This window comes from Alteromonas sp. AWQ4_252, assembly GCF_056158205.1.
In genome coordinates this window covers 2,155,038-2,170,553 of record NZ_JBSWSV010000001.1, presented here as the reverse complement: position 1 = coordinate 2,170,553, position 15,516 = coordinate 2,155,038, and the positions used below count along the sequence as shown (strand labels likewise).

General features: G+C 45.6%; 10 protein-coding genes. All 10 read right to left on the bottom strand.

Translation table 11 applies throughout. From position 1 onward, the window contains the following. Positions 1-21 precede the first annotated feature (21 nt). A complete protein-coding gene (locus ACXACM_RS09585) occupies positions 22-2,277 on the bottom strand; it encodes an N-acetylneuraminate synthase family protein (protein WP_474821360.1) in 2,256 nt (751 codons plus the stop codon). Further along, the gene (locus ACXACM_RS09580) at positions 2,267-2,968 is read right to left on the bottom strand and encodes an acylneuraminate cytidylyltransferase family protein (RefSeq protein ID WP_474821358.1); all 702 of its coding nucleotides are present in this window, start codon (positions 2,966-2,968) and stop codon (positions 2,267-2,269) included. Before ACXACM_RS09580 ends, ACXACM_RS09585 begins: the two co-directional genes overlap by 11 nt. Continuing rightward, positions 2,961-4,049, bottom strand: coding sequence for a hypothetical protein (locus tag ACXACM_RS09575; RefSeq protein ID WP_474821357.1), 1,089 nt, complete (start codon positions 4,047-4,049; stop codon positions 2,961-2,963). The genes ACXACM_RS09580 and ACXACM_RS09575 overlap by 8 nt, the downstream gene beginning before the upstream one ends. Positions 4,050-4,123: 74 nt before the next feature. Continuing rightward, positions 4,124-7,645: a 6-hydroxymethylpterin diphosphokinase MptE-like protein gene (locus tag ACXACM_RS09570; protein ID WP_474821356.1), complete on the bottom strand. Its 3,522-nt coding sequence runs from the start codon at positions 7,643-7,645 to the stop codon at positions 4,124-4,126. A 54-nt stretch (positions 7,646-7,699) separates the two neighbouring features. Beyond that, positions 7,700-8,722 (bottom strand): glycosyltransferase family 2 protein, encoded by a 1,023-nt coding sequence (locus ACXACM_RS09565; protein ID WP_474821354.1) that lies wholly within the window; start codon positions 8,720-8,722, stop codon positions 7,700-7,702. Then, positions 8,723-11,017, bottom strand: coding sequence for an HAD family hydrolase (locus ACXACM_RS09560; RefSeq protein ID WP_474821353.1), 2,295 nt, complete (start codon positions 11,015-11,017; stop codon positions 8,723-8,725). 8 nt (positions 11,018-11,025) lie between these two features. Beyond that, positions 11,026-12,303 (bottom strand): glycosyltransferase family 2 protein, encoded by a 1,278-nt coding sequence (locus ACXACM_RS09555; protein ID WP_474821352.1) that lies wholly within the window; start codon positions 12,301-12,303, stop codon positions 11,026-11,028. Further along, positions 12,300-13,256: a glycosyltransferase family 2 protein gene (locus ACXACM_RS09550; protein ID WP_474821350.1), complete on the bottom strand. Its 957-nt coding sequence runs from the start codon at positions 13,254-13,256 to the stop codon at positions 12,300-12,302. The genes ACXACM_RS09555 and ACXACM_RS09550 overlap by 4 nt, the downstream gene beginning before the upstream one ends. Beyond that, complete coding sequence (locus ACXACM_RS09545; RefSeq protein WP_474821349.1) at positions 13,253-14,425, bottom strand: acyl-CoA reductase; 1,173 nt, start codon at positions 14,423-14,425, stop codon at positions 13,253-13,255. The genes ACXACM_RS09550 and ACXACM_RS09545 overlap by 4 nt, the downstream gene beginning before the upstream one ends. Further along, complete coding sequence (locus ACXACM_RS09540; RefSeq protein WP_474821347.1) at positions 14,422-15,516, bottom strand: LuxE/PaaK family acyltransferase; 1,095 nt, start codon at positions 15,514-15,516, stop codon at positions 14,422-14,424. The genes ACXACM_RS09545 and ACXACM_RS09540 overlap by 4 nt, the downstream gene beginning before the upstream one ends.

Genomic DNA, 15,516 nt, shown 5'->3' with positions numbered 1-15,516 from the left:
TCTGTTGGCCTCAGATGATTATTATTCGCTACGCAGAATGCGCTCCAACTTAGCAAAAGCATTCCAAAAGCCCTCGCCCTGGTTTTTGTGGCCTTGCCATATTTCCGGTAACCATGTGGCAGAGGGACAGTGTTTCTGATACAACGAAAATACACGTTTAACAGGCAAATCTCCCTCGCCAAACTGTAAGCCTTCATCATCTACCCCACGAGCGTCTGCAATGTGTAAGTGCTTAACCCGATGGCCGATGGAAGAAAAAAAGTGCTCAATATTGAGCTCAAAATAGTTAGCAGCAAGCCAGCTATGAGAAACATCAAGGCAAACATTGACATTATGTGTATCACAAAATGTAGCAATTTCATCGGGTTTGACGAACAAATTGTGGTATCGCTGGCCGCCAAAATGCCAGGGAAAAGGAGGCATTGACTGAATGAGCAAGTCAACGTCAGCCAGGTTTAACTTAGATATTGATTCTGCCACTCGTTCGTACATAGCAGTTTTCTCGTCATCATCAACAAAGTAATTTTGAGAAAAGCCTCCGGCATTGACAACAACAGGAATGTTTTTCGTGGCCGGATAAAATTGTTTGATTTCCCTGGCTACATCCAGCACTTGATTTAACCAAGTTATAGACGTTGCTCGGTATTGCTCGCTCTGTGACGCCAGATCCAGAGTGTGATCAGACTCGAACAGTTCAGGGGCATGTACTACAACCCGTTTATTCAATGTCGTCGAGAGGTAACTTTGTGGAGACAACGCTAGATCTTTGAAACTAAGGTGGAATTCCAGCATGTCAAACTGTGACTCATCAGCCAAAGCCACATCGTGATATCGAACAGGAATGCCAAAACTGCCAGGTAGAGTAAACGACGTTTTCCTACTCATAACGTCTTTAGATAAATCTGATGGAAAAAAAGCTTCTCCCGCCGTCATATTTCTTTTTGCAACAGTACCGATTAGCAAAGGCATTTTGTCTGGCGATAAGCCTTTCCCCGGACTTTTTACAGTCACCATCTGTGGAGTAATCAAGGTACCCTTCAAAATGGCTTGCTCTGCATAGACGCTTTTGGCCAACACTTCCCGGTTCATCATTTCGCCTTGACTGAGGCTTCGCTTGTCTGCAGTACCGAGCGCCTCCTCAACCTGACGAATACCTTTTACCATTGCTTTGAATTCCTGGGGAAGCAGACTTACTTTATGATCATTTCCTTCTAGTGAGCGATCGAGTGTAAAGTGTTTTTCCACTACTTTCGCGCCAAGCGCTACCGCTGCTACGGCTACATGAATATCACGCTCGTGCCCCGAATAGCCAACTAACCCTTGATTTAATTCACCAAGCTTTTCTAAATAGCGTAAATTAATATCCTTAAACGGTGCGGGATACGTTGAGTTACAGTGGAGAAGTACATAACTTGCACCTTGCCCGTTTAACAAACTAACCGCCGCACTGATTTCTTCTTCTGTAGCCATACCGGTAGAAACAATAAGGGGTTTGCCCATGGCACACAAATGCAACAAAAGAGGGTGATTAGTGAGATCTGCTGACGCCACTTTAAAAGCAGGCACAGCCAGTGCGTTGAGTTTATTCGCACTCACTTTGTCAAACGGCGTACACAGCACGGTTATTTTCTTTTCTTTACAATATGCGAAAAGTTGAGCGAACTCAGCATCGCTCAACTGATATTTTTTAAGCAAAGATAATACATATTGCGACCCGAGATCTTCGCTGGCATCGTCGGCATCTCCGCTATTGATATATAACGATGCCATATCTCGCATTTGGAATTTAACACAATCTGCGCCTGCATCGATGGCAGCATCTACCAAAGCATAAGCGTTAGATAAACTGCCATTGTGATTGTTGCCTATTTCAGCAATGATCAAGGTTTGCCCAGCTCGGGAAACGGTAAAAGTATCTATAGCAACGACGGGAGACTGACGCCGGGCTATTCCACAAATACGAGCCTGGCTGTCGAGCACGGGTACATATTTGGTATGTTCGTTTAAACGGGATTCCAGTACTTCCAAACCTTGCTCTTCGAAGTATGACACACAGCGGGTATTCATAGCCACCGATACTGATTGCTGAATATCGATAGGCGATTGTCTGAGTACCCATCGTCTGAAATCACCATCGGTAAAGCAGCCAAGTAAATGTCGCTGACTATCAACCACAAATACAATTTGATGTTTATTTGCATTTAAGGCTTCCAGGGCGTCAGCCACTGATTTGTCAGCAGGCAAAATAAACTTGTCAATTTCCCTTTCAATAATCATCAGAATTCTCTGCTGTCACAAACTGAGCAATCATAGATTGAGCAAGTAAAAAGTCATGTTCAGTATCGATGTCCACGTTGCTACTCTCTTCCATTTCATACAATGAAATAGAGCCTCCAAGCCTGTTTCTATGTTGCTTTAATATGGTTGGCGTAAAAATGTAAATTGAGCCATTTTCTTGATACTGAGGTGACATGTCCTGCCGTCTGGGCCTGTTCTTATAATCGTAGTTGACAGATTTAGCGCCAGCAGGCGTCTTCTCCCAGAAAAAACGATGGCTGTTCACTACCGATAGCAGAGAGTCTGCCCCTTCAGCCCGTAATGTAGCAACAGCGTTATCTATATCATTTAACGCCCTGACAGGTGAAGTACACTGCAAAAAAACCACCAAAGATACTGCTTCGCCGCCTTTTTCAATGACCTCTAATGCATGCAACAAAGCTGATTCCGACGATGCCGTGTCGCCACTGATGGCTTCAGGTCGTAAAATTGGTGTCGCGCCGTACTTTTCAGCTACTGCTAATATACTGGCATCATCGCTCGTCACATAGACAGCATCTACTGCAGAAGCGGCGTTTGCCTGAAGAATACTGTGAGCGACTAAAGGCACACCTTGCAGGGGGCGGATATTTTTACCAGGCACGCCTTTCGACCCACCTCTGGCCGGAATAATACAAACCGTTTTACCCATGGAAAATTACCTCTTTATCCTGTGTAACCAGGCGAACAGTATCAGGAAGGCAAGTGTAATTTATCATTACAGCTTCTCGATTTGTAAAACAATCACTGCCATACACACCGCCCTTTTCTGCCCCCGCCATCATAGTTTCTGTTGGCGTATAGCAATATAGGGATAGCTGTTTAAAGGCAATAGCGGCGATGTAAAACACTGTAGAGACGAACCCGTGGATACTGGCAGGGGGACAATCCTGCTGTCGCAGCCACAACTCCAGGGGTTCCTCAATATAAGAAATAGACAATGAGGGGAATGCTGCGGCCAGCTCATCATTGAAACGCTGAGATTGTCCGCGATGTGGGATGTAGATTACTTTTCCGGGGCAAGCGGCAACAATTCCACCGATAAAATCATGGTACTCCTGTACACTGCAAAAATCTCTTTCCAACACTTTAGCACCAACAATCACGGCACTATCCTCATCCACACTGGAAAACGTTTTTGAGACCATTTTTAAAGAGTTATAGATAAATGGAACATCCGCAGGAACGTACTGTGGAAACATAGTAAAAAGTTGGAGTAAGCCAGGGGCGTTACTTGTTGAAAGGCCGAAATCTCTTTTGACATCCTTTGCTTCTTGCCTGCGCTCTGGCGTTCCATAGACAGGCAAACTGAACTGCACGCCTTTCGGAACATGGTAGTGAAGATAAGACAAGGTGGCGGTGCCATCATCTATCATCCACGTATCAGTCTCCGAAAGCGTTGCTGCAATATCGTACTGCCACTGAGAACGAAAATCTGAAATGAGTAAGCGTTGGTAGCTGTGATGACGCAATGCCTGAAAAGGAGTTCCGTACACACTGATCCTATCGTAAAGGCTTTTACCATTAGCTTTATCTGTGTCTCCGTAATGCCAGCTTACTTTTTGGGATGTCAGACGCCAAAAGCACTCCTGAACCGCTTTAAGTTGAGAAAAATTTCTGCTTTGCTGACTTGCGACAACTATTACGTCCAGGAAACTTATCTCCATTGCCTCAATGGCTTCATTGAGGCAAATAAGATGAAAAGGTGACTCAACGAGAGCTAAAACGCGCATACTTACTCAGTTATGGTTATCGATTCTTTCTTTTATCGACCCTCTGCCCAAAATCTTTATTTAAGCAGACATATTCACTTGTTTTTCAACCAGGGCCTCAGTGACAGTTGTTTTTCTCTATACTCGCGCAACCGGTCCAAGTCGTAAGTATCTGTTGCTAAACAGTCCCAACTGACTGGCTCGGATGAGCACATAGCGCGGTGACCACTTGGCATCAATAAAGCATCGTTGCTCAACGCTTTCGAGCTAAACGCCAAACCACTTTGAATGTCGTATACCTGATAATTATTTAACCTCTCTTCGAACAACGGATACGGCGATGTATTGTTCTCGAATAGCAATACTTTGGGAAGAACAAGGTCAAACAGCTCATATTGTTGGAAAACGCTGACTAACATAGATGCTCGAAAATGCTCGTTAGACTGAAGAGGCATGTCATCATCTTCCATACTATTTCCAGCTAAGCGCAACAGCATAACATTTCCAGAATCCAACAACGTCGAACCATCATCCTGTGGAGCGTCGCTTATCACGATAACCCGCCGTTTGATTTTTTCGACCCATGTAAGAACTTGCTGCTGTGGCGTTCCTTTAATATAAATAACAACCGGAATATTGTTGTTCAATGCGTCGCATTCTGCGCTATCTACATCTAACGGCAGAAAACGAAGGGTCAAATCAAAATCGTTATCTTTGACAACTGCTTGTAATGATTTAGCAAAACTCCCGTTATCCGTCACCACCGTCAATGCGCTACCTTTGAGGCTATCAGCAAGGCATGTATACACACGACGCTGCGCTATTGCAGTCGATACATCATAGGCGAGCTCAGGTAAGGAAAGTTGCTGACACATTCGTGAGAAGTAGGTTTGCCAGTATTCCCTCACCTGTTCACACAATAAAACAGTATCTTCAGCGTCCAGGCCTGCTCCCATAATTTTACTGAGCACCGCGTGGTAGTAGTTCATCGAGCCGTAAAAATAATAAAACAGTAAGCTTTTCCCTTGGCTGTAAGAATCAAACAGTTTTATCTTCTGTCGTTCCATCATTTTTTCGATTTGTTGTTCACTGTCAAACCGAGTTTCAATACTATTTTTAAGTTCCCGCAGATCCTGCTGAAGTAAATCTTCAGAAAACTGTTGGTTATAGCGTTCGAAAAATGATTCGGCTGAGAGAGCTGCATACACCCTGTTGCGAAGGACATCCAATGTTCTCTCTTTCAATGCCGTGTCTTTCGCAACAAGTATCATGTCGAGTTGAAGTGGCACTGCACCGCGAATTTTTGCACCGTCAGCAGTGTTATAGCACTCTGGTTTGTAGGCAGCGAAGGCCTGTTCAAGTGAGGTTGCCGCTACTTTAAATTCATACTTGGTATTTACCAAAGGCGAAAAATTCCCGGGAACACGAATAGAAACATTATTCTTCTCACTGTAATCATACACTTCTTCGCCATCTTCATTATAGTAACCAGAAGATTTAGAATGGTGTTTCTTGGCATCCTTAAAACCTAAATCAACACCAAAGAGATACAGTTGCTTCATTCCCCATGCCAACACTACATTAGCAACAAAATTGGACACCGTGGGAAACGCAAATTTCAAGCGCGTATACTTAGAGGCATCTGTAGCGCGCAAAGTCGATAAACTGGAAGACTCACCTTCTTTAAAAGCAAGATAACACTGCCGGAACAACCCACTAGTGTCCGGGTGAAACCCGTTGCAAGAGAGCAAATCAATTTGTTTGAGAAACCCATCGTCGTATACTGATTTCGCCCAATCAAATGTGGAGCGGTTCTGTTCAATTTCAGCATGAAAGTCGGGCTTAATGCCGTGCCGGTGCAACACTTTAATAGCAGTTCCACAACTGATAATGATTGCACTATCTTGGTAGGCTTTTATTGTCTCAATTGCCTCATCTACTGAAGGACCATTCCCCACAATAAAAACAGGCGTTTCACAACATCTCTCACCCAAGATTGCCGATGCCCCTTTTTGTAAGAAACGGTGTTGTCTGAGTATAGATGCCCGAGTATGGCTTATGCCGTAATACGCGTGATCAAAATACTCTCCCATCGCAATAACCACTTGCAACTGCTCTCGAAGTTTTGCTATCGCATCATCGAGCTTCTCGTCGACATAACTTTGATAAAAATACGTTTGCGCTAGTACGTAAGGACCAATTGAATGGAACTGGTTAATGAGGTCCGTAAAAAGGTTCGTGCCATCGTCGCCAACATTCAGATAAATCCGGCCCTCTTGCTCATCAATGCGCTTTAAGATTGCAGCCCAGTCAATGGCGTAGAGTGAGGCATAGAAGAAGTCTCTGTTTGGCTCGCAGATAAACAATTTTTCCACAGTACGATGGTTTGTCAGCGCTTCAAGATCATAGCCACTGCCTAAACCAAAAACGATTAGTGATTTAACGCGGTCGGGTAGTGACTGTTGTCTTTCGTGCACTTCATCAAGAATTTCTTCACTTTTGGCCACGAACTGGTAGTGAAGGTAATGCTTGAGCTTGTCTCCCTTATATCCCAATACGATTCCGTCTTTTCGTGGATGCCTACAAAACCCTTCAAATTGCGCTTCACTGACCTTCGACGGCCTACCTGCATACCAGGAAAGTAACAATTTACGATGAATAAGGTTTATGTCATCTCCATCTTGGACCGCTACCCAGGTTTGGGGCTGATAATCCTCAAACTGCGCATAAACTTCGGGTACGTACTTTTTAAACGCTTCCAGATTTGCTTCGTATCTCTCACTGTGTTTTACCGGAAGCCAGTGTTCAGGCTGGTAACTCCCTGTCCATCGAGGTATATACTGAGCTGGAAGTGCTGCGCTTCGCCCACCGTGAGGAGCCTCCCCAACATGCAGACCATTGACGGCCAAATCATAGACGATGTGATTGAACTGAGGAGTATTGTAGTGCCTGTAGAGGTATACTTTCGAAAATGACACCGCAGCAGACAATTCTTTTATGTCATTAAAAAAGCTGTTTCCATCGTTGCCGACTTGGAGATAAACCGTTGTCTTTTTGTCCTTTGCTGTCCGTAACATGTCCTGCCAGGGCGCAACCAGGACAGAGCTTTTGAAAATCTGTAAATCCGGCTCGTATATGATGAGGTGTGAAATCTGATGGTGTTTGAGCAGGCTTTCAATGTGATATCCCAGCCCAATACCAAATACCACCATGACAGGGACATGCGCAGGTAAAGACTCTCCAAAATAAGGTAAGAGTTGGGCCTCTCGTAAAAGATCCTCATCCGCATTGCGATCATGACGTTGCCCGACGTTAAAACACAAAGGCTGTTGCTGAAAAGACTGAAACTGTGCTTCCACTTCCTTTCTCGGGTGCAAGCCATAAAATACCCGCCCTTCGCCGTAGTCAACGATATTCGCTTCATCAAACTTATTACAAAAAACCGATATATTTCCCGAAGGGGCTTGTTTGATCATTTCAGCAACGGGGGGAATATGGTGATTAAACGCCGAGACGTTCCGCGCATAATTTCGGTGCATGATGGCCGAAAATGCTCTTTCTGCGGCTACTTGCGCTGCTTCATCGTCATGCAGATGAATATTAATCGTGTCAATCATAGTAGTTTGTTTCTGCTAAGTGAGCTTTGCAATTGCTGCACAACCACAGCATTGTTAAAATTTTTTTCGGAGGCAATCCAATAACAGTGATAATCCACAATACTTCCCTTTTAAAAAGGCACGCAAACCTACCGTTTTAATATATAGATATAAACCGCCTATTCCACTTCGAACAGCGTGACGTCTAAGTAGGTGAATCGTTAGAGTTTTGGCATAGTTGCCATACTGCCCATGGGGTAGAAGCGAAATCAGTGATTCTCCTATAGCGCAACTTCGTCTCATAGTATGGCGAGAGTATGGCAATCCGAGAATATCAGCAGGATAAATCAAAAATTGCGCCATGTCAGACTCTTTCACATCATTTATACCAAGCGCCTTGAGTTGCCGAAGTACGATTTGCTGACAGCCGCGGAGTTGCCTTTTAATCTGCGCCGTTGACTCTTGTTTTTCATGCCGGCGGTAACGCACTAAAGGTTCATGGATGATCCCGATAGGTCCTGCTTTGCTTACATCAACCCAAAATTGATAGTCACTGGCACCAGCTAGTGTCGCATCGAACTTAATATGATGTTTCACCACAACAGAAGCTCTCACCATTGCACCCGGATTTAGCACATAGTTATAGAATAAGAGCGCATCGGCTGATACGTCCTGTGGTTGTCTGGCGCGATAAATTTCGTCTTGCGCTGAAAATTCGATGTATTCACAAGTGACAGCGGCATATTCAGTATGCGTGTTAAGAAATGCCAGTTGTTTTTCAAACCTATCTGCCCGAGCAACATCATCGGCATCCAGCCAAGCCAGATATTCTCCTCGCGCCTCGTGCAATAATGTGTTTCGAGCCGCGATAATACCTTTATTTTCACCGTGACTTATTAACCTGATCCGAGGGTCTCTATCCTGCCACGCTTTAAGTTTGTGTAATGAGCCATCACTGGAACCATCGTCTAAAAGTACTACTTCAAAATCCCTGTGGGTTTGAACCATCAAGGATTCCATGGTTTCATCAATAAACGTGGTAACGTTAAAACAAGGTATCAGGACTGAAACAACTGGTACAGGCTCTTGAGGTGACATTTATACACTTACCATGACTAGGTCTGAACGCTGGCGAATCGCCGCCGCTTGAGCGATTGTGTCTGCAATTTCCTCTCTAAAAGCGTGAGAAGTGATCACGAAGTAATTGGCACCTTCATCCAATGCAGTATCGAGGGTGACCACATCATATCCGGCTACCTGATAACCTTCTGCAGAGCCAGCTCGCCGGTCTACCACATGTGAAAGAGAAATACGGTGCTGTTTTAGCAAAGGTAACGCCTGCAGAAAAAACTCACCGGCGCCATAGATGGTGACGTTTTGCCAACCTAAGGCCAGCAATTTATCAATCAGTGCCTCAATGTAATATTTGTTGTCGTTTTCGAGAAGCCCGTGGACCCGAGTCAGGAAAGTCTCATCCTCCAATGCAATTACGCCCGCAGGCCAATGTATTTCTCCAAGCTCCCAGCGATTACTCTGTCCGGACTCAATAAAGGCCTCTTTCAAGCCAGCACGACGAACCCGTTCTTTCTGCTCATCATCTATTACCGGGTATTCTCCATCGGTACCAAAGTTATCCTGATGAAGCAGGTGTTCAAATAGTGCGGCTTCTTCACGGGTAGGCATAAGCAGATACCTTGCCACTACGGCCTGGACACAATCGTTGCTCAACCTGGGGTGATTTGCCTCAAAGGCAGTCTCTATATACGACAAGCAACCTGATAAAAACTGCGAACAGATTTCCTTATTTGCAATAATACCTTCGGCAGTCACTGGCTTTACATGACTACCACATGTTTCGTAATACAACGTAGAACCGCCCTCTCCCAAGAGCAGCGCTTCAATACATTCTGGCGAACGAGAAAGCCGCTCACTTAACCGGAATTTTTCATTTCCTACCGAGATGAAAGCTCGATAAAGGGTTTTATCAACGAATCGATACGCCCTCAACGATGAATAAAAGAGTAGATTCGCACCGGCCTGAGTTGAGAAAATTTGCTCCAAACTATGTTGAATGGTACCGCCATTACCAAAATCGACCACTGCACATTCACTGTAATCACGGGAAGTAAGCTGGCTAAGATAGTTGGAGAGAAGCGCTCTTTGCTGACTGATGCGTTGCCGTAATGCACTTTCGTTTTTCATCGCTTCTTTGCGAAGCCGCTGATACAAGGGTTCAGCTTCTATAAAAATACCCTCGATATTCTTTAACGGTAAGTCTGGAGACAACACATCACACAAAGCGGGGTCGGCGTGAAAATCATCGACAAAATTCTGCAGTGTATAACCCCGATAGGTCATCAGGGTGTCCATCACTGTATCCAGCCACCCTGCTTTGGAGGTATCTATGCCCGGCCAGAACGCCGACTTCCTGGATACGTAAAACCGACTTACCTGAATATCTGTTATTCCCCTTAGCGAAAGTCGTTTTTCTACAATGGGCGCAAACAAGTAACCCTCTCGCATCAGACAAAGAATGTGTTTGCATTGGGTTTGCTGAGTCTGCTCGATTATCCAGTCTGCAAAAGTCTCCATTACCGGCCCCCATACAAATGCACCGGTATCGTAAGCAATTTTGCCAATGGATGAGGCAAAATCGTCATTCATAGAGGCGAGCAGACGCACTGCCGAGGATGTTTCGCCATTCAGGAATTGCCGTTTTTCCAAGTGTCGGATAGACCAACTATCTAAAGACGGATGAAAGCGACATGTTTGGATCCCTGTCGCATTTGCGGATTTTATGTCAGCGTCTGCGTTATCGCCTACATGAAGCCAGTGCTTTGGCTCCCAACCCAGTTTGTCAGCAAGATAAGAAAACATGCTGCCACTGAATTTCGTCTTACCCGTCTCTGATGACACGTATAGCGGTAAATCTCGTAGTTCAGGCTCTGTCGAGAAAAAAGTATCCCGAATTTGCTGAGCTGAAAAATACATGTCGGAAATGAACGATACGGTTAGTCCACGACTCATCAACTTTCGAATTAAATCGACCATCTTAGGGTTAACTATACTAACGGTTCGTTCGATCTCCAGTTCTGCCTTCGCCAAAGCCCTTTGAACGTTCTCACTGAAAGGCATACAAGCAAAAATAGATTCAAAAGCGATATCTTCTGTTTGATTAAATCTTTGCCTGGCAATGCGTTCTGCTTGCTCTCTTAAAATTCGATAATCTTTTCTGTCGATGCCAGCGAGTCCAATGTCCTGCACAGGGATATGCTCAAAGACATCCGTGGGCAACCCGACATGACGAAAGACCAAGGTATCAAAAATATCAAAGGTCACGATTTTAATATCAGTGTTTTCACTCGCAGATAGAATTTTATCGTAGATAGTCATGCTTTTCCCTACGCCCCCAGGCTGGCAGCGACGCTGTCATACCCAATCATCATTTGGCGAACAAATACGGGCTCCTGAATCGTGCGAAACATCAAGACGAACTGCTCATACAATCCTTTAAGCGCTGGCAATTTCGCGGCCTCGCATACATTCAGGTAATCGTCCACCACCCATTCAGCATTCGCCTCGTCAAGTGCGAGAATGTGCGAACACACATGAATCCGCGTCATCTCTCCAGTGCAGCTATCTGTCAGCGGCAACCCTGCGGCAATCAACCGTGTTTTTACCTTTTCTATTTGATGATCATCATCACCGATGAGCATCAGTGGCTTTGCCTGAGAAAATTGCTGTTTAATATCATAAGCTTGTTTATCGAAAACAGCATCGGGTCGCGCAAAGCCTATGCCACAGGCAAAATCGGTTATCGCCATCTGCGCACTCATCGCCTGGCTTTGCTGCCCTTTTCTAGATGCAAAGAACATCTGAGGCGCTAGCTCGCTACAGCGCTTTTTCGCAAATTGCAAAAACTGACCTTCTGACAAATACTTGGCAAAGAAACGCAGTCTGTTGCGTTCAAAATAGTAATTGCTGAAGGTAGTAGGGGTATTCACCGCCCCCATTTTGTGTCTGACTCTCGCCTTACTGACGGCGTGAATTTCATATCCAGCCTGCTTTACCCGTGTACACCAGTCCATGTCATCCCAATAAATAAAATGGGCTTCGTCGAAGGTGCCTACCTGCCGGATAATATCGGTACGGGTAACCATACAACACGCCGGCACATAGTCACACGCCACAGAGGCTGGCAGACTAATCGAGTCTCTTTGCCCTTTTAATGGCGTATTGACGTTGTAATTTTCCCAATCGATAAATGCACCTAGCTCCTGCAAGATATCCGGGTTATCCATCGTACAAATTTTAGCGCCAGCCACCCCAACTGCCGGTTGAGTGTGTAGGTATGAAACCAATTCCGGCAGTGTGTCGTCGTCCAGCAAAATGTCGTTGTCGAGTAAGGCGGTATACTCACATTGGGACGCCACTGCGGCTTGCATCCCACGGGAGAAGCCACCAGCGCCTCCGGTATTGGTGTCTAGTGGGATAAGCTCCACCCAATCGGCGTAATCAGCCTGAATCATTTGCTGGCTGCCATCTTTCGATGCATTGTCTACAACGAATACCTTCATGTCAGGCCAGTCTTTCTTACTTACCCAAAGAGAATCGAGACACCCCTTAAGGTATTGGATTTTATTATAATTACATATCACCACAGCCAGGGATGGTTTCACGATGAACTCTCCCTTGCCAGCCAGCCTTTGGCTTGCTCAGGGTCGCTGCAAAGCTCATACACCCTGCGATGCTTATCGTCAAAAAAAGTACCCTGACTGGCAGACTCGGTTATCCACTGCTGAAATTTGGCGGTGTTATCTCTAAACAAAAAATATAGAGCAGCGGCGTATTGATGATGAGCAATACCAGCCTTTATAACGTTATCACTTACACCAAATTGCGCGGCTAGTTCACAGGCATGACAAATATCGGCCAGACTTTGCTCCCGGCGGGCCGTACTGCGCTGAGTTTGCGCACCAAAACTGTCTTTATGAATGCGATAGCGGCCCAACACGTTTGGAATAAAATCGATATTCGCGTTCAGGTAACCTGCGTTTAAGATATAGAACGAGTAATCCAGTATAATTTTGCAATCTTGCGCCACGGTTTCTGTTAACCATGCATGGCGGCGAAACATCACGCTACTCGCTTGCAAATAGGTGCCGTACCGAATGAGGTGAGTGATATCAGAGCGCTGAGGGATATACGCCCAGTTATAGGAAGACTGACTGTACAAACGAATAGTTTCATTGGTGTCCGAGTCGAACATATCAGATTCGTGAAACACCATTTGGCAGTCGTGATGCGTATCCAGGTAATCAATTTGGGTTTGAAGCTTTCCTGGCAGGGCTATGTCGTCGCCGTCGAGGTAAGCGATGTAATCGCCCGAAGCCGCCTCAAGCAAGGTTTTCATGTTACTTGCCAGCCCGCCATTTTGCTTTTTAATTATGGTTTTGAGGTGAGCAAACTCTTCAGCCAACCCACGGATAATATCTGCCGTACTATCTGTGGAAGCATCATCGCAAACAATGACTTCAAAGGGCGCTTTGACAGTTTGCTCCAGAACTGAACGCAAACACGCATCAATGTATTTTTCCAGATTGTATGCAGGAACAATCACCGATAATTTCATTCAAACACCACTCGACGTGCCAACTGGCTTAAAAGCTCATACCCATCCCAAAGGGAAGAAAATGCCAACGCATTCCCCAGAGGAACCACTCTGTCTATTCCTGCTATCGGCGCGTCACCCAAAACCTTGAAAAGTGCGTCTTTGCTGATCCCTGCGTAAGACAGGGTTTGCCATCTTGGATCGTCGTACTCAAGTAACTCTTTCGCGTTGTTTACCGCTATACAACAAACCGAATATTGCCCTGTATGACGGGCCAGAAGATCCGTTGTCCACTTGCTCACATGAGCAAGATTTATAGCCCCCGCCTGCTCACTGGTGCCAACTAAACCGTCAGCCTGACACCACTGACTGAATACAAGCTGCTCATTTTTAAGGGTTAAAGATGGTGTAATACTACTTGTAAGAGTAGACAATTCATCAATAAATGAAGCCCACTGTTCGCTGTTTCCTCGCCAGAAAAGCAACCGGGGCGACGAGCATGCCTGTTGTTCAAAGGGCTCACATTCCCGCCAAAATAGTTCTGCAGTTCTTTGCACGTCAGTGACACCGGAAAAATCGATGTACGACGCAGAATAGCGATCGGCAAAGCTAATGTCCCTGCATCGAGGCTTACAAGGCATTGCCCGAATTGCACTTACACTCTCATCACCGCCCCAAAGCACCCTCGCATCGGCAAGTAAACTGATAAAAGCGTTGTCAGTATGCTCCCGCTCAAAGCGCACAAACTGATTTGCGTCAGCCACATCCTGGTAATCGGGTAGCTGCATGACAGCTGCCATCAGCTCTAACAAAACCTTTTGAGTGTGACTCTCACGACTGGACAAGCGGACAATGTTTCGGTTTCCCATTAACAACGCACAAACCCAGCTGTAAACAAACATTGTATCGACATTGGTAGGTGTGTAATGCACCACGAGACCAACTGGCTTATAGTCGCCAACAGACAATGTACTGAGTAACTGCTGGATATTGGCACGACGCAGCCAGTAGCCCAATGCGACTAACTCAGGTAGTGCTCTGCTCTCAGGTCGCTTTAGCAACGCGTTCGATAACGCCTCAACGAACGCCAGTACAATCTGCGAGCCGGCACAGCCGTTGCTGGCACTTATCGCCGGTAATAAACTGGCATTTAGTTCAGCCTCACAAGGAAGAATTTGTTGGATATTCACGATTGCCCCGCTGTGTCACTGCAGCCCCGCACTTCGGTTTTAGGCAACCTTCCGGCTACACTAAAATAGCGTCCTTTTCTGCCACATTTACAATCATCTTCTCCCAACACGGTTCCCATATCTTCAGTGAGAATACTGAAGCCCGGATAACTGGTTGGAATGGTGGAAATCACTTGTATTAACCCTTTTTCTCCATGAGGTAAGGCCGCCAGAGAATAGGGACATCGCACGATAACATCTGCATAAGAAGGCGCGTGCAAGTGACCTTGCTCGCACTCAACGAAAACACTGCCAACCTGTTCAGCCATACCGTAAAAGTTATGAATACGGGTTATTCCGGTAAGGGATGTCAGGCGACTTTTAAAGGTGTCGTTAGAGACCTGTTGGTCTGTCAGTTTTTTCCAGCCACCGCTGTGAACCAATATGCCCTGGCTCAAATCAACAGACACATCAGCCTGTTCAAGCGCCTTAACAAAATGCAGCCATACCATAAAGGTAAAACCAAACAGCAAAACCGGCTTGCCACTGTGCTTGTTAGCAAACTCTTTCACGGCTTCAACGTTAATACTCATGTCGCTGTTTAGGGCATAGGTGTGCCCCCGACCAAAAAAAGCCATACCCTGAATGCCCGCGCTCCGTGCAGAGAGATGGGGATTTTTAAGCACACCCGGTGAATCGATAATTAGCATAGGCAAACGCTGCTTTCCGATAAACGATTGCATAATATTGACGAGAACACGACTCTGCCTGGCACTGGTTTGCCGGTCTAGTGAAATTCGCGCTGGCGTTTGGCCGGTGGTCCCCGACGAACGAAGCTCTCGAAACACAGTATCTTGGGGCACGCTGAGCAAATCCATTAGCTTGAATAAACGCACAGCCAAAAAGGGTAGCTGGTCTTCATCTGAAAAAGAAAGCGGTATACCAGCAAACAAAGCGTGATACGCCTGACAGTGACTCAAATGAAATTGATGCAACTGTTCAAAAATTGGGAGCAAACGTTGTGATTTCTCTTGCTGACAAAGTCCAAACACTGGCTGCGATGCATAGTCAGCAAACAATTCGTCGTAGTGCGCTAATGGGTCATCCGACAT

Excerpts from the sequence above, each read along its gene's own strand:
- ACXACM_RS09560 (WP_474821353.1), bottom strand. The coding sequence starts at position 11,017 with ATGACTATCTACGATAAAATTCTATCTGCGAGTGAAAACACTGATATT.
- ACXACM_RS09580 (WP_474821358.1), bottom strand. The coding sequence starts at position 2,968 with ATGGGTAAAACGGTTTGTATTATTCCGGCCAGAGGTGGGTCGAAAGGC.
- ACXACM_RS09550 (WP_474821350.1), bottom strand. The coding sequence starts at position 13,256 with ATGAAATTATCGGTGATTGTTCCTGCATACAATCTGGAAAAATACATT.
- ACXACM_RS09540 (WP_474821347.1), bottom strand. The coding sequence starts at position 15,516 with ATGTCGGATGACCCATTAGCGCACTACGACGAATTGTTTGCTGACTAT.
- ACXACM_RS09585 (WP_474821360.1), bottom strand. The coding sequence starts at position 2,277 with ATGATTATTGAAAGGGAAATTGACAAGTTTATTTTGCCTGCTGACAAA.
- ACXACM_RS09570 (WP_474821356.1), bottom strand. The coding sequence starts at position 7,645 with ATGATTGACACGATTAATATTCATCTGCATGACGATGAAGCAGCGCAA.
- ACXACM_RS09565 (WP_474821354.1), bottom strand. The coding sequence starts at position 8,722 with ATGTCACCTCAAGAGCCTGTACCAGTTGTTTCAGTCCTGATACCTTGT.
- ACXACM_RS09575 (WP_474821357.1), bottom strand. The coding sequence starts at position 4,049 with ATGCGCGTTTTAGCTCTCGTTGAGTCACCTTTTCATCTTATTTGCCTC.